At 66.8% G+C, this 18,236-nt stretch carries 19 protein-coding genes and 1 pseudogene; 18 read left to right on the forward strand and 2 right to left on the reverse strand.

Annotation, left to right across the window (positions count from 1 at the left end):
- Nucleotides 1-16: 16 nt before the first annotated feature.
- Both ABJK40_RS10305 and ABJK40_RS10310 read right to left on the reverse strand, forming a co-directional pair.
- Complete coding sequence (locus ABJK40_RS10305; RefSeq protein ID WP_348479117.1) at nt 17-1,315, reverse strand: NAD(P)/FAD-dependent oxidoreductase; 1,299 nt, start codon at nt 1,313-1,315, stop codon at nt 17-19.
- Nucleotides 1,316-1,387: 72 nt separating this feature from the next.
- On the reverse strand, nt 1,388-2,269 hold the full coding sequence (locus ABJK40_RS10310) for a hypothetical protein (protein ID WP_348479118.1): 882 nt from the start codon (nt 2,267-2,269) through the stop codon (nt 1,388-1,390).
- Between the two features lie 192 nt (nt 2,270-2,461).
- Between ABJK40_RS10310 and ABJK40_RS10315 the strand changes: the two genes are divergently transcribed.
- The 18 genes and pseudogenes from ABJK40_RS10315 (at nt 2,462) to nuoK (ending at nt 18,234) form a co-directional block, all read left to right on the forward strand.
- Nucleotides 2,462-2,944: a hypothetical protein gene (locus ABJK40_RS10315; protein ID WP_348479119.1), complete on the forward strand. Its 483-nt coding sequence runs from the start codon at nt 2,462-2,464 to the stop codon at nt 2,942-2,944.
- Between the two features lie 3 nt (nt 2,945-2,947).
- Entirely contained in the window at nt 2,948-3,361 is a 414-nt protein-coding gene (locus tag ABJK40_RS10320; RefSeq protein ID WP_348479120.1) for a 4Fe-4S dicluster domain-containing protein, read from the forward strand.
- On the forward strand, nt 3,361-4,146 hold the full coding sequence (gene extP / locus ABJK40_RS10325) for a selenite/tellurite reduction operon b-type cytochrome ExtP (protein WP_348479121.1): 786 nt from the start codon (nt 3,361-3,363) through the stop codon (nt 4,144-4,146). The genes ABJK40_RS10320 and extP overlap by 1 nt, the downstream gene beginning before the upstream one ends.
- A gap of 68 nt (nt 4,147-4,214) precedes the next feature.
- Nucleotides 4,215-4,991, forward strand: a complete 777-nt coding sequence (locus tag ABJK40_RS10330) for a menaquinol-cytochrome c reductase cytochrome b subunit (RefSeq protein ID WP_348479122.1) — start codon at nt 4,215-4,217, stop codon at nt 4,989-4,991.
- Nucleotides 4,992-5,022: 31 nt separating this feature from the next.
- On the forward strand, nt 5,023-5,913 hold the full coding sequence (locus ABJK40_RS10335) for a Rieske 2Fe-2S domain-containing protein (RefSeq protein ID WP_348479123.1): 891 nt from the start codon (nt 5,023-5,025) through the stop codon (nt 5,911-5,913).
- Nucleotides 5,913-6,989, forward strand: coding sequence for a cytochrome c (locus ABJK40_RS10340; protein WP_348479124.1), 1,077 nt, complete (start codon nt 5,913-5,915; stop codon nt 6,987-6,989). The genes ABJK40_RS10335 and ABJK40_RS10340 overlap by 1 nt, the downstream gene beginning before the upstream one ends.
- Nucleotides 6,990-6,994: 5 nt before the next feature.
- On the forward strand, nt 6,995-7,837 hold the full coding sequence (locus ABJK40_RS10345; protein ID WP_348479125.1) for a hypothetical protein: 843 nt from the start codon (nt 6,995-6,997) through the stop codon (nt 7,835-7,837).
- 12 nt (nt 7,838-7,849) lie between these two features.
- A complete protein-coding gene (ndhC, locus tag ABJK40_RS10350; protein WP_348479126.1) occupies nt 7,850-8,347 on the forward strand; it encodes an NADH-quinone oxidoreductase subunit A in 498 nt (165 codons plus the stop codon).
- Nucleotides 8,348-8,357: 10 nt separating this feature from the next.
- Nucleotides 8,358-8,864 (forward strand): annotated as a pseudogene (locus tag ABJK40_RS10355) (NADH-quinone oxidoreductase subunit B family protein); the annotation flags it as partial.
- A 77-nt stretch (nt 8,865-8,941) separates the two neighbouring features.
- Entirely contained in the window at nt 8,942-9,469 is a 528-nt protein-coding gene (locus ABJK40_RS10360; RefSeq protein ID WP_348479127.1) for an NADH-quinone oxidoreductase subunit C, read from the forward strand.
- The gene (locus ABJK40_RS10365; protein WP_348479128.1) at nt 9,469-10,902 is read left to right on the forward strand and encodes an NADH-quinone oxidoreductase subunit D; all 1,434 of its coding nucleotides are present in this window, start codon (nt 9,469-9,471) and stop codon (nt 10,900-10,902) included. Before ABJK40_RS10360 ends, ABJK40_RS10365 begins: the two co-directional genes overlap by 1 nt.
- A 3-nt stretch (nt 10,903-10,905) precedes the next feature.
- Nucleotides 10,906-11,523 carry an NAD(P)H-dependent oxidoreductase subunit E gene (locus tag ABJK40_RS10370; RefSeq protein WP_348479129.1) on the forward strand — a complete coding sequence of 206 codons (618 nt, stop codon included), beginning with the start codon at nt 10,906-10,908 and terminating at the stop codon, nt 11,521-11,523.
- The gene (gene nuoF / locus ABJK40_RS10375; RefSeq protein ID WP_348479130.1) at nt 11,520-12,923 is read left to right on the forward strand and encodes an NADH-quinone oxidoreductase subunit NuoF; all 1,404 of its coding nucleotides are present in this window, start codon (nt 11,520-11,522) and stop codon (nt 12,921-12,923) included. The genes ABJK40_RS10370 and nuoF overlap by 4 nt, the downstream gene beginning before the upstream one ends.
- On the forward strand, nt 12,920-15,439 hold the full coding sequence (nuoG, locus tag ABJK40_RS10380) for an NADH-quinone oxidoreductase subunit NuoG (protein ID WP_348479131.1): 2,520 nt from the start codon (nt 12,920-12,922) through the stop codon (nt 15,437-15,439). Before nuoF ends, nuoG begins: the two co-directional genes overlap by 4 nt.
- Nucleotides 15,436-16,680, forward strand: coding sequence for an NADH-quinone oxidoreductase subunit NuoH (gene nuoH / locus ABJK40_RS10385; RefSeq protein WP_348479132.1), 1,245 nt, complete (start codon nt 15,436-15,438; stop codon nt 16,678-16,680). Before nuoG ends, nuoH begins: the two co-directional genes overlap by 4 nt.
- On the forward strand, nt 16,680-17,372 hold the full coding sequence (locus ABJK40_RS10390) for an NADH-quinone oxidoreductase subunit I (protein WP_348479133.1): 693 nt from the start codon (nt 16,680-16,682) through the stop codon (nt 17,370-17,372). Before nuoH ends, ABJK40_RS10390 begins: the two co-directional genes overlap by 1 nt.
- Complete coding sequence (locus tag ABJK40_RS10395; RefSeq protein WP_348479134.1) at nt 17,369-17,926, forward strand: NADH-quinone oxidoreductase subunit J; 558 nt, start codon at nt 17,369-17,371, stop codon at nt 17,924-17,926. The genes ABJK40_RS10390 and ABJK40_RS10395 overlap by 4 nt, the downstream gene beginning before the upstream one ends.
- On the forward strand, nt 17,923-18,234 hold the full coding sequence (gene nuoK, locus ABJK40_RS10400; RefSeq protein WP_348479135.1) for an NADH-quinone oxidoreductase subunit NuoK: 312 nt from the start codon (nt 17,923-17,925) through the stop codon (nt 18,232-18,234). Before ABJK40_RS10395 ends, nuoK begins: the two co-directional genes overlap by 4 nt.
- Nucleotides 18,235-18,236 lie beyond the last annotated feature (2 nt).

The raw sequence follows: 18,236 nt of genomic DNA on the forward strand, positions 1-18,236 counted from the left end.
TTCGCGCCGGCGGCAGCTACCAGCTGGGAGCGAACCGGGCGACCTGCAGCGCGAGTCGGTAGGCGCGTTCGGCTCCGCCTCGGTCGCCGCCCGTGCGCAGTTCGTTCGTGGCGATCCGCAGGGCGGCGCCCATCGCAGCTTCGCTGCGGATTCCCGAGCGCAACGCGGTGCGTAGCAGCCAGGGTCGACCGAGGAACCGGGCGCTGAGCCGACCGACCTTGTGGTACCGGGCGAACGACTCGTCGAGGCGAGCCGGGTAGCGCTGCAGCGTGGTCGAGTTGCCGAACGTCAGCGCTTCATCGAGCACCTCCGCCGCGATGCGTCCCGTGGTGAGTGCCGCCAGCATTCCGTGAGCGGTGAACGGGTTGGCCATTCCCGCGGCGTCGCCGGCCACGAGGAAGGTCGGGCCCATGGTCGGGCCGACCGAACCGCCCAACGGGGTTCGCCGACGGACGGGCTCGACCAGGAGACGGGTGGGGTCGAAGCGCCACCGGTCGGCGATCGAGACGCAGAAGGCATCGAGCAGCTTGACGATGTTCACGCCGAAGACGTCGCGGTAGCTCGACGACACGGTGACCCCGATGTTGAGCGTGCCGTCACCGCGAGGGTGCACCCACGCGTGCCCGGTGACCGGGTTGGCGTTGGCATCGAGCGGACCGAGGTGCGTCTCGAGCCAGGCGTCGGACCCGCGATCGCTCGCGACGATGGTCGACGCCGTGACCGCGGACGGCCACCGTCGGTCCCGGTGCGTGCCGAGCCCCCGCCCGAAGCGGCTGTTGGCCCCGTCGGCGACGAGCAGGAAGCGGCATCCGATCTCGATGGTGGACGCCGTGTTCGCGCCGTCGTCGATCGTCGCGTCGTCGATCATCACGTTGGCGCCGCGGACGAAACCGCGGTCGACGAGTGGCGAGGTCGCCTGCGCTCCCATCCGCACGTCGGCACCGGCGGCGACGGCGCGTGCGCGCAGGGCGTCGTCGAGGCGGTCGCGCGCGATCACGGCACCAGCGGTGGCGGCCGTGGTGGCGGCGCGTCGCGACGACCCGTCCGTCGGCCAGCGGACGGCGACCGAGCGATCGCCGTGCCACATCCTGGTGCCGAGCACGGTGTGGCCGAGTCGGGCGACGTCGACGTCGAGTTCGTGGAGAGCGGTGACGGCCGCGGGAACGACGAGATCACCGCGGGTGACGGTTTCGCGACCGGTGCGTTGGTCCAGGACGGTCACCTCGTGCCCGGCTTCGGCGAGCACGATCGCGGCGGCGCATCCGGCGGGTCCGCCACCGACGACGAGGACGTCGGTCGACGTTCGCGTGCTCACGCCGCGCAGGCTAGTGGCGCGGTCGCAGGCCTCGGTCGGGCCCGACGCTGCGCGCCGCGACCCAGGAGGAGGTCAGCCTTCGCCAGGGGGAGTGCCGGGCTTGGGTGCGCCGACGATGTCGATGGTGAAGGTCTCGCCCTCGGCGTCGGTGAACTCGGGCTGCTCTTCGCTGTCGAGCGTGTACTCCCCGGACTCGAGCGCGGCGAACACCGGCGACTCCTCCGAGCAGAACTTCTCGAACTCTTCGGCCCACAGCTCGTCGTCGGGGGCCGCACCACCCAATGCGTACCGCTCGTGGCAGACCACGCCCAAGATCTCGTAGTCGGTCAGGCCGCCGCCTGCAGATGCACCCTGCTGCGGCATGACGCCGAACGAGCCCGTGAGGTGGGGGCCACCCTCGCGGTCGGGGTTGCCGTAGTTGTCGACCGCCGCCAGGTTGTACTCACCCGAGCCCCAGTAGACGAACCGGAGCTGGTCCTCGATGTTCGGGAACGTGGCGAGCACCTCGCCGCCCGAGAAGGCACGACCGACACCGCCACCGCCGTTGGCTCCGTGGCACGACGCACAGGCGCCGTACTCCTCGGCGCCGATACCCAGCGGGCCTTCGACCACGACCGGCGGTTCGGTGACGGAACGGACGTACATGAAGCCCCAGACCGGCATCAGGCCGAGGGTGGCCATGGCCCACCACGGGACCTTGCGCCGCTGCTTGGCAGCCGTGACGTAGGCCGGATCGGGCTTCGGTGGCTTGGGGGCCTCGGCGGGCGTCGCAGCAGTACGTGCGGGGGGCCCGGACGCAGCGGTGGTGGCGGGTGCCGCTGCCTTCGCGGTGGTGGCGGGGGTGGAGGCCGAGTCCGCAGCAGGAGCGTCGGACGCACCAGCGTCGCCGCCCTGACCGATGGCGGAACGACGCTCTCTCGACCGCTTCAGCAGGTGCTCGGGGATCTCAGTCACGGGCCAGAGGATAGATGCCCGACCCTCTGCACGGAAACTCTGGACCCGGATTGTGACGCCCGGCGGCCGTGCGCGAGAACTTGCGCACAACAGGCGCGCGTCTCGCATGGTTCTGCCAGACTTCGAACGTCCCTCTCACCGCAGTAGGCTCGCCGTGCCCTCGTATCCCGACCAGGAGTTGCCCGAATCCCGATGATCGCCGTCGATGTCCTCTCGTGGCCTGGCTTCAACCAGGCCTTCATCGCTGCCTTCCTCGCGTCCCTGGCCATGATCGGTGTCGTGGTCCTGTACGGGAAGCGTCGCAAGGTCGGGACCCCCGTCACGTGGGGCGAGGCGATGCTCGCCGCGACGTTCATCTTCTGGATGCTGTTCCTGACCTACGGCATCCTCCCGCACCAGTTCATCGACCACGCCGACAAGAACCTCGGGTGGGCGAAGGACAAGCTGATCTTCGGACCCGGCGGCATCCTCAAGCCCGAGTCGGCCGGGGGGTGGAACCCGATCACGCTGCAGTACGAAGCCGTGCGCGACACGCTGGTGGTCCTGCTCCACGCCCTCTTCTTCGGCCTGCACATGTGGCTCGCCGTCTGGTGGCAGAAGCGTGGCGAAGGCGACGCCGCCAAGAAGGAACTCCCCACGTCCACCTACGGCCGACCCTTGGTCAAGAAGGCGTGACGCATGGCGAAGACTGATGCCAATCCCCCGATGATGCCGTTCACCGACGACTACACGTTGGTGGAGGTCGACGCGGACTACCTGACCAAGGCCGTCAAGCCCAAGCAGTTCATCCACATCGACCAGTCGGAGTGCATCAGCTGTGAGGGCTGTGTCGACATCTGTCCGTGGAAGTGCATCCACATGGTCAGCCTCGACGCGATCGACGACGCCATCGGCACCGAGCAGCCCGGCACCGATCCCTCCGATGCCTTCATGTTCACCATCGACGACGACATCTGCACTCGCTGCGCACTCTGCGTCGACCGATGCCCCACGGGCGTCATCATCCTCGGCAAGGCCGGTACGGCCACGGCTGCCGGCGACTACCACACGCGAACGAACAACCACGGCTACGGCTACGGAATGAGGCTCTGATGTCCAAGATCATCGACGACAAACCGAAGCCCACGATCGGCGATCGCGCCAAGGACGCGATCGACGGCGTCCAGGGCAGCCAGGCGTGGAGCTCGATCTTCCGCCCCGGCTCGATCTTCCGCAAGGGCTACACCGACAGCCCGCGCAACCGCAGCTACGTCATCATGAACTCGGTGCTCTACCACCTGCACCCCGTCAAGGTGAAGCGTCACGCCGTGAAGGTCAGCTACACGCTGTGCCTCGGTGGCCTCAGCTTCTTCCTGTTCATCCTGCTCACGGTCACCGGCATCTTCCTGATGTTCTTCTACCGCCCCGAGACCACGGCGGCCTGGAACGACATCAACAACCTCCAGACCTCGGTCACCTTCGGTCTGCTGGTCAGGAACATGCACAGGTGGGGTGCCCACCTGATGGTGCTCGCCGTGTTCCTGCACATGGCCCGTGTCTTCTACCACGGTGCCTACAAGCCGCCGCGCGAGTTCAACTGGGTGATCGGCGTGATCCTGCTGATGCTCACCCTGCTGCTCTCCTTCACCGGGTACCTGCTCCCGTGGGACCAGCTGGCGCTGTGGGCGGTCACCGTCGGCACGAACATGATGGGGTACACCCCCGTGTTCGGCCAGGAGGTCAGATTCGTCTTGCTGGGTGGCGCCGAGATCGGTGCCGAGACCCTGCTCAGGTGGTACGTCCTCCACGTGCTGTTCCTGCCGTTCGTGATCGTGATCTTCATGGCGATCCACTTCTGGCGAGTTCGCAAGGACGGCGGTATCTCGGGTCCGCTGTGACCTGGGATTCGCGCCGGAGTGATCCGAATGATTGACTGGAAACGAACACGAGTCGAAGGGACCGTCCGATGACTGAAATCCCAGAACATCTCTTGAAGCGAGCCGCAGCTGCTCGTGACAAGTCGAAGGCAGAGCCCGAACCCGTCGCGGCCACGGAGCCTGCGGCAGAGGAAGCGGCCGGCGACTCGCGCATTCCCGCACACCTGTTGCAGCGCAGCAAGGCGGCCAAGGCCGGCAAGGACGCTCCCGTGGCAGAGTCCGGCGGTGGCGTGGCCGTGGCCGAGAAGGTCGGCGCCGTGGTCGCCGCCGCTCCCGCCGGCGGTGGCGTGCCGATCGGTGCAGGCCCCGGAGGCCACACGCAACGCCTCCTGACCGTCGTGAAGTCCGGCACCATCCAGGACGTCAAGGCCACCCCGGTCGACAAGGTCCACACCTGGCCGCACCTCCTCGCCGCGGAGTTCGTGGCCGCCCTCGCGTGCACGGCGCTCGTCTTCGTGTTCTCGATCTTCGTGCACGCACCGCTGCTCGAACTCGCCAACACGAACCAGACCCCGAACCCCTCGAAGGCGCCCTGGTACTTCCTCGGCCTCCAGGAACTCCTCGTCTACTTCCACCCGATGGTCGCCGGTGTGACCCTTCCGGGTGTCGGCATGATCGCGCTGATCCTCACCCCCTACCTCGACCGCAATCCTTCCAACAAGCCCGAAGATCGCAAGTTCGCGACCTCGATCCACACCATCCACCTGATGTTCTGGGCGGTGCTCGTGGTCATCGGATCCTTCTTCCGTGGTCCGGGCTTCAACTTCGTCCTGCCATGGGTCGAAGGCCTGTTCTTCGAACTGTGAGTCGTTCGCTCGTCGAAATGGAGACACCATCATGAGTACCGCAGCAATCATCGCCATCGCTGTCGGGGCCGTCCTCGTCCTCGCAGCCGTGAGCTTCTTCACCCTGGCCCGCCGCAGCGACGTGCGCGGTGCGGGCGCTCTGTCCAGCGAGACGCTGGACCGGGACAAGGCGAACCGCAAGGACTCGCGTGCCTTCGAAGCCGCAGCCACCAGCGGTGCGAGCCGTTCGGCTGCGCTGGCCGAAGCCGAAGGCACCGCATCACGTGGCACGGGCACCGGCCTCGCCACGGTCGACACCGAGCCGGCACTCGTGCCGTGGGTCGCCCCCGACCCCGAGGCCATCGGCGTGTCCCGCCGCCAGTTCTTCAACCGGGCCACTGTCACGCTGATGACCGCCGGTCTCGGCAGCTTCGCCGCGGCGTCCTTCGTCGGGTTCCTCTGGCCCACGGGCACCGGCGGCTTCGGCGGTTCGGTCCCGGTCGGCAAGCTCGCCACCATCAAGGACGGCATCGAGCAGGGCGGTGGCTTCTTCTACGCTCCCGAGGCCCGTTCCTGGATCACCGAGTACCCGACCGAAGCGCTGCCCGTGGCGTCCACCATCTACCCGGCCAGCCTGCTGACCGCGATGGAGCAGGGGATCGTCGTGCTCAGCCAGAAGTGCCCGCACCTCGGTTGCCGCGTGCCCGAGTGCCCCACGAGCCAGTGGTTCGAGTGCCAGTGCCACGGCTCGCAGTACAACCGTGTCGGTGAGAAGAAGGCGGGCCCGGCGCCGCGCGGCATGGACCGCCACCCGGCCACCATCTCGGCCAGCGGTGACGTCGTGATCGACACCGGCACCGTCGTGCCGGGCCCGGCCATCGGTGTGAACACCACCGGCCAGGAAGCCGAAGGACCGCACTGCACCGGTGGTGGCGATCACTGATGGTCGCACTCACCACCACGTCGATCGCCGGTCTGGCGTTCGTCGTCATCCTCATCGGGTTCGCGGTCTACGCGATGTTCAACGTGCGGGCCGGTCGATCCGAGGTCGGCTCCGAGATCGAACTCGCCGCCAACCGCAAGCCCTACTACGACGACGACACCCTCGAAGGCTCGCGCCTCGAGCGGATGCAGATGATCGGGCTCGCCTGCCTGCTGGTCTCGGTCATCGGCCTGCCGTTCTATTGGATCCTCGAGCCGTCCCGTCAGGCCGGTGCCGAAGAGGGTTGGAACAAGCGTTTCGCCACCTGGGGCTCGGAGCTCTTCGAGACGACCGCCGAGGGCGGCTTCAACTGCGCAGGTTGCCACGGCGGCATGAACGGTGTCGGCGGCGAAGCCCCCTTCACGGTCACCGACCCGCAGACCGGAGCGGTCACGGCCGTGAACTGGAAGGCCCCGGCGCTGAACACCGTCCTCTACCGCTTCAACGAGTCCGAGGTCGAGTTCATCCTCAACTACGGACGCCCGTTCTCACCGATGTCGCCGTGGGGCACCATCGGTGGTGGCCCGATGACGACGCAGCAGATCGAGACGCTCATCGAGTACATGAAGAGCATCCAGATCCCTCGTGAGGGGTGCCTCGAGGACGAACTCGGAGGCGAGGAGTACTTCGACGTGCAACTCTGCGGTTCGGGTGTCCTGCCCGCCGATGATCGAGCCGACATCGAGAACGCCGCACGCCTGGCCATGGAAGCCGACGGCGTGAGCTACGGGGAGGCTCTGTTCAACCTCGACCTCGCGGCCGGCGCGTACAGTTGCGCCCGCTGCCACACCCTCGGGTGGAGCTACGACGATCCAGGGGTGTCCGGACAGGGCGCCTACGGTTGGAACCTCACGGCGGGCTCGACGAACAGTCACTTCGCCAGCGAGGACGACATGGTCGATTTCATCAAGAACGGCTCCGAGTTCGGCCGGCTGTACGGGATCAACGGTCAGGGCAGCGGACGCATGCCCGGCTTCGGTTCCGTCCTCACCGACGAGCAGATCCGCGCCGTGGTCGAGTACGTCCGGAGTCTGTGAGCGATATGAATCTGTTGGCAATCGGCTGGGAGCCAGAACTCCGCGGCCTTCTCACGGTCGTCATCGCCGTCGTCATCCTGATGGGGAGCATCTACCTCATCATGTTGACGAACATGGGCGCACGGCTTGCGTTCCTCGTCGCACTGGCCGGTCTCGCCGGCTGGATGATGCTGATGGGGCTCACCTGGTGGATCTACGGCATCGGCCTGCGCGGTCCCGACCCCACCTGGCAGCCCGTTGCGGGCGCGACGGTGTTGCAGGACACCGATGCGCTGCGATCGGGCGGCGCCCTCCAGACGCTGCCGCAGATCCCCGACGGGGCGACGCCGAGTGAAGAGGGCGAACTCGTCGGCGACCAGTTCATCGAAGAGGGTTGGATCCTGTTGGACCCGGCGTCTCCGGCCTTCGGACAGGCCCAGGCCAGCGCCAGTGTCTTCCTCGAGGAGGAAGAAGCCTTCGCGGCCGGCCAGTACGTCGTGACCGACATCTTCGACATCGGTGGCGATCGCTACCCGCGGATCAAGGCCGGGGCGATTCCCGGGTTCACCAACGACACGCTCGACTTCTTCGCGTTCTTCCACGAGCCGCACTTCGTGGTGGCCGAGGCCGCTCCGTACGTGCAGGTCCGGACCGAGCCCGGTCGTGCGCCGGTCACCCCTCAGATCGACGAGACCCGCCAGCGCCAGTACGTGTACATGGTGCGCGACCTCGGGTCGCGGCGTCAGCCGGCCGTGGTCCTCACGCTCGGCGGTGGAGCGATCTTCCTCGCCCTGTGCTACCTCCTGCATCGCCGTGAGCGTCACCTGCAGGAGAACCTGACCAACAGCAAAGCCGTCGCCGCCGCGTAGGGTGGGCTGCTGATGGACCAGTACCTGCCGATCGTCGTCCTGATGCTCCTGGGCATCGTCTTCGGTGTCCTGAGTCTCGCGGCCTCCAAGTTGCTCGGACCGAGTCGCCCGTCGGCAGCCAAGGAAGCGCCCTACGAGTGCGGGATCGTCCCCACACGCGAGCCTCCGGAGCGGTTCCCGGTCAGCTTCTACATCGTGGCGATGCTGTTCATCATGTTCGACATCGAGATCATCTTCGTGTACCCGTACGCGGTGTCTCGCGGCGCGCTCGGTGCCTACGCCTTCTGGGCGGTGTTCATCTTCTCGGTGATCTTCTTCCTCACCTTCGTCTACGAGGTCGCCCGTGGCGGACTCGACTGGGGCCCGGTGCAGAAGTACCGCAGCCTCACGGCCGACGCCGACATGGTGGCGCCGCAGCGCACGCTCGGCTCGACGATCCGGCGGGTCGGCACCGACGGCCGCCTGGACCTGCCGGGCACCACATCACCCGCCGAACAACCCGCCGCATAAGGAGTCACTCATGGGCATCGTCAACGATGTGCTCGACGACGGACTGGGCGGCCTGACGCACAACGTCATCACCGGAAAACTCGAAGATCTCGTGAACTGGTCGCGGTCGCGTTCCACCTGGCCGGCATCGTTCGGTCTCGCGTGCTGCGCGATCGAGATGATGGCCACCGGCGGGGCGCACTACGACATCTCACGCTTCGGCATGGAGGTGTTCCGCGCCAGCCCACGCCAGGCCGACATCATGATCGTCGCCGGTCGGGTCAGCCAGAAGATGGCGCCCGTGCTGCGTCAGGTCTACGACCAGATGATGGAACCGAAGTGGGTCATCTCGATGGGGGTGTGCGCCAGCTCCGGCGGCATGTTCAACAACTACGCGATCGTCCAGGGTGTCGACCAGGTCGTGCCGGTCGACGTGTACGCGCCCGGCTGCCCGCCCACACCCGAGACGCTGATCCATGCGATCGAGACCCTCCACGGTCTGATCGAGAACGGTCAGATCCTCAAGCGTCGCTCCGAGACCGGCGCAGGGGCGAATGTCCACGTGCAGCAGATCGAAGCATCGACCACCCCGGTCCTGATGGGGAGCAAGAGCTGATGGACTCCAGCGACGCCGTCGATCCCGAGACCCCCGAGTCCGAGTCCGAGACCGCCACTCCCCAGATCCACGGGTGCCCGGTCACCGACTCGCACGGCCAGGAGGTGATCCATCCGACCCGCGAGCAGTACCTCGACGTCGCCAAGGCACTCGCCGACGAGGGGTACACCATGGCGATCGACCTCTGCGGAGTCGACTACCTGACGCACATGCGCCGTCCGCTTCCCGCCGAGATCGTGCCCGAGCGCTTCGAAGTGGTCGTGCAACTGCTCGACATCGGCAACCGCCGCAGGACGCGGCTGCGCGTCCAGGTGCCCGAGAACGATCCGGTCGTGTCGAGCCTGTTCGACCTGCACCCCGGCACCGAGGCCCCGGAGCGGGAGACCTACGACATGTTCGGCATCTCCTTCGACGGTCACCCCGATCTCACGCGCATCCTGATGCCCGAGGACTGGGAGGGTCACCCGCTGCGCAAGGACTACGAGATCGGCAGCATTCCCGTTCAATTCAAGGAGGCACACGCGTAATGGCCACCACGGAGGACGACCTGAAGCTGGCGGACACCGACGAACATCCCGTCGACGACACGCCGCTGATCGATCGCGTCGAGGGCGACCACCTCGACACCAACTACGCCGTGTTCATCCCGAACACCGACGAAGGCGCACAGCTGCTCAAGCCGCGCAGCCAGACCACCGCTCGCGAGCTGATGCGCGAAGTCGGTTCGGTGCTGCGCATGTCCGAAGCCGAGGCGGCGCTGCTCGGGGATCTTCCCGAGGACCCCGAAGAAGATCAGACGATGATCATCAACATGGGGCCCCAGCACCCGTCGACGCACGGCGTGCTGCGTCTGATGCTCGAGATGCAGGGCGAGGAGGTCCTGCGCTGCAAGCCGATCATCGGGTACCTCCACACCGGCATGGAGAAGACCGCCGAGTCGCTCACCTACATGCAGGGCGGCACCAACGTCACGCGCATGGACTACCTCAGCCCGCTCAACAACGAGCTGGTGTTCGCCATGGCCACCGAGAAGCTGCTCGGCATCGACGAGGACATCCCCGAACGGGCCACGTGGATCCGCATGCTGATGTCGGAGATGAACCGGATGGCGAGCCATCTGCTGTTCATGGCCACCAACGGCATGGACCTCGGTGCGGTGTCGATGATGATCTACGGCTGGCGCGAGCGCGAGGAGGTCCTCCGCTTCTTCCAGGAGGTCACCGGCCTGCGCATGAACCACAACTACATCCGCCCCGGCGGTGTGGCGGCGGACCTTCCCGCCGGCTGGCGAGACGGCGTGCTGCGTCTGCTCGAGATCATCCCCCCGCGACTCGACGAGTACGACATCCTCATGACCGGGCAGCCGATCTGGCGCGAGCGCCTGCAGGGCGTCGGTGTGATCACGCCGAAGGAAGCGCTCGCCCTCGGGGCCACCGGCCCGATCGTGCGTTCCACCGGCGTGCCGTGGGACCTGCGGCGTGACATGCCGTACCTCGACTACGACAAGACCGAGTTCGACGTGATCGTCGGGTCCTACGGCGACGCGTTCGACCGCTATGCGATCCGCCTCGCCGAGATCCGCGAGTCGATGAAGATCGTCGCGCAGATCGTGGAGATGATGCCCGCCGGCGACTACCGCATCCAGGACAAGAAGGTCACGCCGCCGCCGCGTGCGCGCATCGACGAGTCGATGGAAGCGCTGATCCACCACTTCAAGATCTTCACCGAGGGATTCAAGGTCCCCGAGGGCGAGGTGTACGTCGGGATCGAGAGCCCGCGCGGTGAGATCGGGTGCTACATCGCATCCGACGGTTCACCCAACCCGTACCGGATGCACATGCGCGACGCATCGTTCACGAACATCCAGTGCCTTCCGCACATGATGCGCGGCGGCCTCGTCGCCGACGCCGTCGCCGTCATCTCCAGCGTCGATCCCGTCCTCGGCGGGGTAGATAGGTAGCTCGTGTCTCGTCTCACTGATTCCAATCTGGCGATCGCACGCGAGATCATCTCGCGCTACCCGCGCAAGAAGTCGGCGTTGATCCCGTTGTTGCACCTCACGCAGGAGCAGAACGGGTACGTCACCGACGAGGCGATGCGTCACCTCGCCGAGCTGCTCGACATCACTCCGGCCGAGGTGATCGGCACCGCGACCTTCTACGAGATGTTCAAGTTCGAGCCGGTCGGCACCTACGTCATCAACGTGTGTCAGACCCTGAGCTGCGCTCTGCTCGGGGCCGGGAACCTGATGCACCACGCCGAGGCGAAGCTGGGCATCAAGTCCGGTTCCACGACCGAGGACGGCATGTTCACCCTCGAGGCAGCCGAATGCCAGGCGGCGTGTACCGAGGCGCCGACGTTGCAGGTCAACTACCGCCACCGGTATCGCGTCACGACCGACGACTTCGACCAGCTGGTCGACGATCTGCGCTCCGGTGCGCTGAGTGGCGAGATCCCGCCGCACGGGACACTCGGCCGCAACCGCCAGCACATCCCGGCCGACAAGTTCGTGGGCGCGCCGGACCCCGACGACGTGACCGAAGGTCCCGCGTGGATCCCGGTGAAGGTGGAGAGCACATGAGCACCGCGATCACCCGTGAGTACACGCCCGGTTTCTACGAGGGCGACCGGCCCAAGATCGTCACGTCGCGCTTCGAGTACGAGGACAGCCACACGCTCGAGCGTTTCGAGGCAACGGGTGGCTACGAGGGACTGAAGGCGGCACTCGCCATGGGGCCCGAGGCGATGGCGGGCGAGGTGAAGGCCTCGACCCTGCTCGGCCGCGGCGGGGCCGGCTTCCCGGCGGGAGTCAAGTGGGGGTTCACTCCCCAGGGCGTGTGGCCGCGCTACCTCGTCGTCAACGGTGACGAGTCCGAGCCGGGCACCTACAAGGACCGCCTGCTCATGGAGCGCGATCCGCACCAACTGATCGAAGGCTGCCTCATCGCGTGCTACGCCGCAGGGCTGTCGCAGTGTTTCCTGTACGTGCGGGGCGAGATGGCGTTGGCGCACGAGCGCATCGCTCAAGCGCTCAACGACGCGTACGCCGCCGGCTACGTCGGCAAGAACATCCTCGGCTCCGACTTCGGTGTCGACATCGTCCTGCACTGGGGTGCGGGTGCCTACGTCGTGGGGGAGGAGACCGCGCTGATCGAGTCGCTCGAAGGCGAGCGCGGCATGCCGCGCCTGAAGCCGCCGTACTTTCCCGCTGCGGTCGGGCTGTACGGCCAGCCGACCATCGTCAACAACGTCGAGACGCTCGCCAACCTGCCGTTCATCGCAGCGAACGGCTCGGCGGCCTTCACTGCGATCGGCACCGAGACCTCGCCGGGGACTCGCATGGTCGCCATCTCGGGTCACGTGAAGCGGCCCGGTGTGTACGAGATCGTCAACGGGTCCACCACGTTCCGCGACATCATCTACGGCGACGAGTTCTGCCAGGGCATCCGTGACGGCAACGAACTGAAGGCATTCGTGCCCGGCGGCGGCTCCGCGCCGTGGTTCGTGGCCGACCAGTTGGACATCCCGTTCGAGGGCAAGGAGGCCGGCGCCGCCGGATCCATGCTCGGTTCCGGTGCGGTGATGGTGATGGACCACACCACCGACATCCCCGAAGCCGCCCTCACCCTCGTCCGGTTCTACGCGCACGAGTCGTGCGGCAAGTGTGTGCCGTGTCGGGAAGGCGGCACCTGGTTGCTGCGCATCGTCGAGCGGATCTGTTCGGGCCACGGCACCGACGCCGACCTCGACCAGCTGCTCGAAGTCGGCCAGTCGATCTGCCCGGGGGAGATGCCACATGCTGCCAGCGAGCGTCTCGGCCTCGCAGCCGTGCCGTTCCCGTACAAGATGACGACCATCTGCTTCGTCGGACCGTCGGCCTATGCTTCGATCCACTCGCCCCTCACGTTGTTCCGTGACGAGTTCGAGGCCAAAGTCGTCCCGGCGCCCAAGCGCGTCTCGATCCCGGTTGCAGCAGGATGAGCGAAGAAGAAGACACAGTTCCGAGCACCGACGAACCGACCGAGGCAGTCCAGGAGGACGCGCCGCAGCAGGAGCAGGGCAAGGACGTCCCGGCCGAGGAGATCGCCGAAGAGGTCGACGCCGCCGAGGACACCGATTCGGTCGAAACCGACGTCCAGGGCGACGCGGTCGACCCCGGACCGGTGGTCGATCCGAACGTCGTGATGGTCACGTTGAACGGTCGCGAGGTCGAGGCCCGCGCGGGCGAACTCGTCATCGCCGCAGCGCAGCGCCACGACACGTACATCCCGCACTTCTGCTACCACCCGCGGATGAAGTCGGTCGGCATGTGTCGTCAGTGTCTCGTCGAGGTCGACACGGGCCGCGGCATGCAGCTCCAGCCGAGCTGCATGATCACCGTCTCGCCGGAGATGAAGATCGAGACCGAGTCGCCCACGGCCAAGCGTGCCCAGGAGGGCATGATCGAGCTGCTGTTGGCCAACCACCCGCTCGACTGCCCGGTGTGCGACAAGGGCGGCGAGTGCCCGCTGCAGGACCAGGCGTTCAGTCACGGTCCCGGCGAGTCGCGGTACATCGAGGAGAAGCGGCACTACGAGAAGCCGATCCCGATCTCCGATCTGGTGCTGCTCGACCGGGAGCGCTGCATCCTGTGCGACCGCTGCACCCGCTTCGCGGACGAGGTGGCCGGCGACAAGCTGATCCACTTCACCCAACGCGGCAACGAGACCCAGGTCATGACCTTCCCCGACGAGCCGTTCGCCTCGTACTTCTCCGGGAACACCGTGCAGATCTGTCCGGTCGGGGCACTCACCGCCGAGCCCTACCGTTTCAAGGCCCGCCCGTGGGACCTCGCACAGGAGGAGTCGACGTGCACGTCGTGTTCCGTCGGCTGTCGCGTGGTCGTCCAGTCGAGTCGTGACGAGATCCTGCGCTACCAGGGCGTCGACTCCGACCCCGTCAACCACGGCTGGCTGTGCGACAAGGGGCGCTTCGACTTCGAAGCGGTCAACTCCGAACTGCGCATCTCCGACCCGATGGTGCGCACCGAGGCCGGACTCACCCCGACGAAGTGGAGCGCGGCACTCGACGCTGCGACCCGGCTGATCCGCGAGTCCCTCGAGGCCGGCGGACCCGACTCGATCGGTCTGCTCGGCGGAGCACGCGGCACGAACGAGGACGCCTTCGCCTGGGCGCAACTGGCCGATGCCCTCGGCATCACGCACCGCGACGCCCAGTTCGGCGACGGCCTGCCGGCGTCGATCCTCGGCCTCGACCGGGCCACGATCGACGACGCGGCGAACGCGTCGACCATCGTCGTGCTCGGGGTCGACGTCAAGGAAGAACTGCCGGTGCTGTACCTGCGTCTGCGTGACGCAGTCGTCGAGAAGCGCTCGAAGCTCGTCGAGTTCGCCAGCATCGACACCGGACTCACGCGCTACGCAACGCAGAGCATCCGCCATCAGCCCGGGCTCCAGACCGAGGCGATCCGCGACGCGGCAGATCTGCTGGCCGGCGAGAACGTCGTCGTCGTCGTGGGTCGCGGCAACCTCGCCGAGTCCGCCGACGAGACCATGTCGGCCCTCGCCGCTCTCCTTGCGATCAACCCCGATGCCAAGGTGCTGCCGGCGCTTCGTCGCGGCAACGTCGTCGGTGCCCTCTCGGTGGGCATGGCACCGGCCGATGATGCCCACGACGGCCTGGCCACGCTGCGCGCCGCAGCCGACGGCAAGCTCGAACTGCTGATCCTGCTCGGAGCCGATCCGATCAACGACTGCCCCGACTCCGACCTCGCACGCCGTGCGATCGCCGGTGCGCGCCGGGTGATCTCGATCGACACGCATCCCTCGGAGTCCACGAAGCTCGCCGACGTCGTACTCGCGGCTGCCGCCTACGGCGAGAAGTCGGGCACCACGACGAACCTCGAGGGTCGCGTCTCCACGGTGTCCGACAAGGTCACCACCACCGGAACCGCTCGCCCCGACTGGATGATCGCGGCGGAACTCGCGATCATGCTGGACATCGAGGGCGACATCGCCGACGTCGCGAGCGTCGGTGACATCACCGCCGCCATCGCCGCCGAGGTCCCCGGGTTCGCCGGAGTCACGCCCGCCGCCCTGGCCGCCGATCGCAACGGGGTCCTCGTGACGGCGCCGACGGCGCCGCTGCCGGACGCCACGCACCACGCGGGCCAGCGCAACAGTTACGACCATCGACTCGTGGTCGGTCGGAAGCTCTACGATCGGGCGATCGGTACGGCCATGTCGCATTCCATCGCCAAGCTCGCTCCGGGTGCGGGCGCACACCTGCATCCGCTCGACATCGACGTGCTCGGAGTCGCCGTCGGCGCCGACGTGCGTCTGATCGGCGCCAAGGCGTCGGCCATCCTGCCCGTCGTGTCGAACCCCGGTGTCGCACGCGGCGTCGTCTGGGCGCCGTTCAACCAGGCGGGCGGATCGATCGAGGACCTGATCGACGCATCTGCTGCGGTGACCGACGTGAAGATCGAGGTGGCATGAGCCTGCTCGCGATCGACCCGCTCGGCACCGACGGTCTGTGGTGGAAGCCGCTGCTGATCATGCTGATCAAGGTCGTGGTGATCTTCGTCGTCGCCCTCGTCGCCACGATGTTGATGATCTGGGGCGAACGCAAGGTCGTGTCGGGCATGCACAACCGCATCGGCCCGAACAAGGCCGGCCCGTTCGGAATCCTGCAGTCGTTGGCCGACGGCATCAAGGCGTTCTTCAAGGAGACGTTCACCCCCGCCAAGTCCGACCCGTTCATCTACAAGCTGGCGCCGTACCTGATGTTCGTGCCGGCGTTCCTGATCTGGTCGGTCATCCCGCTCGGCGGTGACTTCAGCAACGGCAAGGACGGCACCGTCACGCTGTTCGGTGAGACCACGCGCCTGCAGCTCGCCGATCCGCCCATCGGCATCCTGCTCGTCCTCGCCCTCTCGTCGATCGCCGTGTACGGCGTGATGCTCGCCGGCTGGTCGTCGGGGTCGAAGTACCCGCTGCTCGGTGCCGTGCGCGGCTCGGCGCAGATGATCTCCTACGAGGCCGCACTCGGTCTCAGCCTCGCTGCGGTTCTGATCTCGAGCGGCACGCTGTCCACCGCCGGGATCGTCCAGGCGCAGAACAGCATCGCCGACTGGAACATCATCGCCACCGGCATCGTGCCGTTCGTGATCTTCCTGATCGCCACCACCGCCGAGCTCAACCGACCTCCGTTCGACCTCGTCGAAGCCGAGCAGGAGCTGGTGTCGGGCTTCAACACCGAGTACGGCGGCATCTCCTTCGCACTGTTCTTCCTGGCCGAGTTCATGAACCTGATCACCATGTCGGGCATCATCGTCACGCTCTTCCTCGGCGGACCCCAACCGATCGTGGTGCGCGGCACCGACATCTTCGCCTGGGCCGGGCCGGTCGGTGGAACCATCTGGTTCGTGCTGAAGCTGCTCGTCTTCCTCTACATGTACATCTGGTTCCGGGCCACGCTGCCCCGTCTGCGCTACGACCAACTGATGGACCTCGGCTGGAAGGTGCTGATCCCGATCTCGCTCGGCTGGTTCCTCCTCCTCGCGGCGCTGCGTCAGTTCTCACCGAACGGCGACGCCGTGGACTCGATCAGGGTCACGCTGATCTCCGTGGCCGTCGCCGCGGTGGCGATCGGCCTGTTCATGGCGGCGCTGCGGGTGAGCCGGAACCACCGCACCGTCGACGCGCTCGAACCCGAGCAGGAAGGAGCGCCTGTCTGATGGGCTACTTCGAAGGTTTCCTGGTGACCGCCAAGCAGCACCGTCTGTTCGGCGGCAAGCGCGTCACCACCGAGTACTCGGGTGGTCGCAAGGCCAGGAAGCAGGGCCAGACCAAGCAGGACGTCAAGGGCGACGAGAAGATCCCCAAGCCCGAGCGTCTCCACGGTCGCCACGTGCTCAACCGGTACGAGGACGGCATGGAGAAGTGCATCGGATGCGAACTGTGCGCGGGTGTGTGCCCGGCCAACTGCATCCACGTGCGCGGCGCCGACAACGATCCGGTCAACCCCACGTCGCCGGGTGAGCGGTTCGGCTACGTCTACGAGATCAACTACCTGCGCTGCATCCACTGCGACCTGTGTGTCGAGGCGTGCCCTACCGAGGCGATCACCGAATCGAAGCTGTTCGAGTTCTCGTTCACGAACCGCAAGGACGCGATCTACACGAAGACCGAACTCGTCGTCGACGACGACGGCAAGCCACAGCACCTTCCGTGGGAAGACTGGCGCGACGGCGACGACGAGCACACCTCCGGGTGGATGCGCGCCACGTCGCCGTCGGGCGACGCATCGTTCGAAGGCCACGTCGGCTGGAGCAACGAACTCGGCCACGGCACGCGCGCGCCCGAACCGTCCCAGACGGATCGGGACGCGTCCGAACGAGCTGTTTCTGTCAGAATCGTCGAGCGATGAACACCACCGTCCTCGAATACGTCGTCTTCTTCGCCGCGTCCCTCATGATGCTCGGCGGTGCCGTGGGTGTCGTGATGCTGAAGAACCCGGTGCATGCCGCACTCGGCCTCGTGCTCACGCTGTTCGGTGTGGCCGTCCACTTCGTCGCGCAGGAAGCGCACTTCCTGGCAGCGGTGCAGGTCATCGTCTACGCCGGTGCGATCGTCGTGCTGTTCCTGTTCGTGATCATGCTGCTCGGCGTCGACAAGGCCAACGACCTGTCCATCGAACCGATCCCGGTCCAGCGTCCGCTGGCCGCCGTGATGGGCGTGGGCCTCGTCGGCCTGATCGTCGCCGCCGTGGTCAAGGCCGGTGACGCGATCGGCACGGTCAACCCCGGAGCGGGCATCGACACCGCCACCGCCGAGAACAACGACGGCAACATCCAGCAACTCGCACAGAACCTGTACAACGACCACGTGCTCGCATTCGAACTCACGTCGGTCCTGTTGATCGTGGCGGTCGCCGGCACCGTGCTGCTGACCCGCAAGTGGCCCAAAGCTGGTCAGGCATGATCGCTGCGATCGAACCGTCCTGGTACCTGATCGTCGCGTCGCTGCTGTTCGCGATCGGCGCGTTCGGGCTGCTCGTGCGGCGCAACCCGTTGCAGATGTTCATGTGCATCGAGTTGATGCTCAACGCCGCCAACCTCACGTTCGTCGCCTTCGCCACCAGCCTCGGTGACATCAACGGCCAGACCGCCGTGTTCTTCGTGATGGTGGTGGCCGCAGCCGAGGTGGTCGTGGGGCTGGGCATCCTCGTGTCGATCCTGCGCCGCCGCCCGGGCGCCACCGCCGACGATCTCGCAGAGCTGAAGGGCTGATC

The organism is Ilumatobacter sp. (genome assembly GCF_039969435.1).
In the GTDB taxonomy this organism is placed as follows: domain Bacteria; phylum Actinomycetota; class Acidimicrobiia; order Acidimicrobiales; family Ilumatobacteraceae; genus Ilumatobacter_A.

Coding starts and splice junctions, on each gene's coding strand:
- nuoF (WP_348479130.1), top strand. CDS start 11,520: ATGAGCACCGCGATCACCCGTGAGTACACGCCCGGTTTCTACGAGGGC.
- ABJK40_RS10365 (WP_348479128.1), top strand. CDS start 9,469: ATGGCCACCACGGAGGACGACCTGAAGCTGGCGGACACCGACGAACAT.
- ABJK40_RS10335 (WP_348479123.1), top strand. CDS start 5,023: ATGAGTACCGCAGCAATCATCGCCATCGCTGTCGGGGCCGTCCTCGTC.
- ABJK40_RS10330 (WP_348479122.1), top strand. CDS start 4,215: ATGACTGAAATCCCAGAACATCTCTTGAAGCGAGCCGCAGCTGCTCGT.
- nuoG (WP_348479131.1), top strand. CDS start 12,920: ATGAGCGAAGAAGAAGACACAGTTCCGAGCACCGACGAACCGACCGAG.
- nuoK (WP_348479135.1), top strand. CDS start 17,923: ATGATCGCTGCGATCGAACCGTCCTGGTACCTGATCGTCGCGTCGCTG.
- ndhC (WP_348479126.1), top strand. CDS start 7,850: ATGGACCAGTACCTGCCGATCGTCGTCCTGATGCTCCTGGGCATCGTC.
- ABJK40_RS10320 (WP_348479120.1), top strand. CDS start 2,948: ATGGCGAAGACTGATGCCAATCCCCCGATGATGCCGTTCACCGACGAC.
- ABJK40_RS10390 (WP_348479133.1), top strand. CDS start 16,680: ATGGGCTACTTCGAAGGTTTCCTGGTGACCGCCAAGCAGCACCGTCTG.
- ABJK40_RS10315 (WP_348479119.1), top strand. CDS start 2,462: ATGATCGCCGTCGATGTCCTCTCGTGGCCTGGCTTCAACCAGGCCTTC.
- ABJK40_RS10345 (WP_348479125.1), top strand. CDS start 6,995: ATGAATCTGTTGGCAATCGGCTGGGAGCCAGAACTCCGCGGCCTTCTC.
- extP (WP_348479121.1), top strand. CDS start 3,361: ATGTCCAAGATCATCGACGACAAACCGAAGCCCACGATCGGCGATCGC.
- ABJK40_RS10395 (WP_348479134.1), top strand. CDS start 17,369: ATGAACACCACCGTCCTCGAATACGTCGTCTTCTTCGCCGCGTCCCTC.
- nuoH (WP_348479132.1), top strand. CDS start 15,436: ATGAGCCTGCTCGCGATCGACCCGCTCGGCACCGACGGTCTGTGGTGG.
- ABJK40_RS10360 (WP_348479127.1), top strand. CDS start 8,942: ATGGACTCCAGCGACGCCGTCGATCCCGAGACCCCCGAGTCCGAGTCC.
- ABJK40_RS10340 (WP_348479124.1), top strand. CDS start 5,913: ATGGTCGCACTCACCACCACGTCGATCGCCGGTCTGGCGTTCGTCGTC.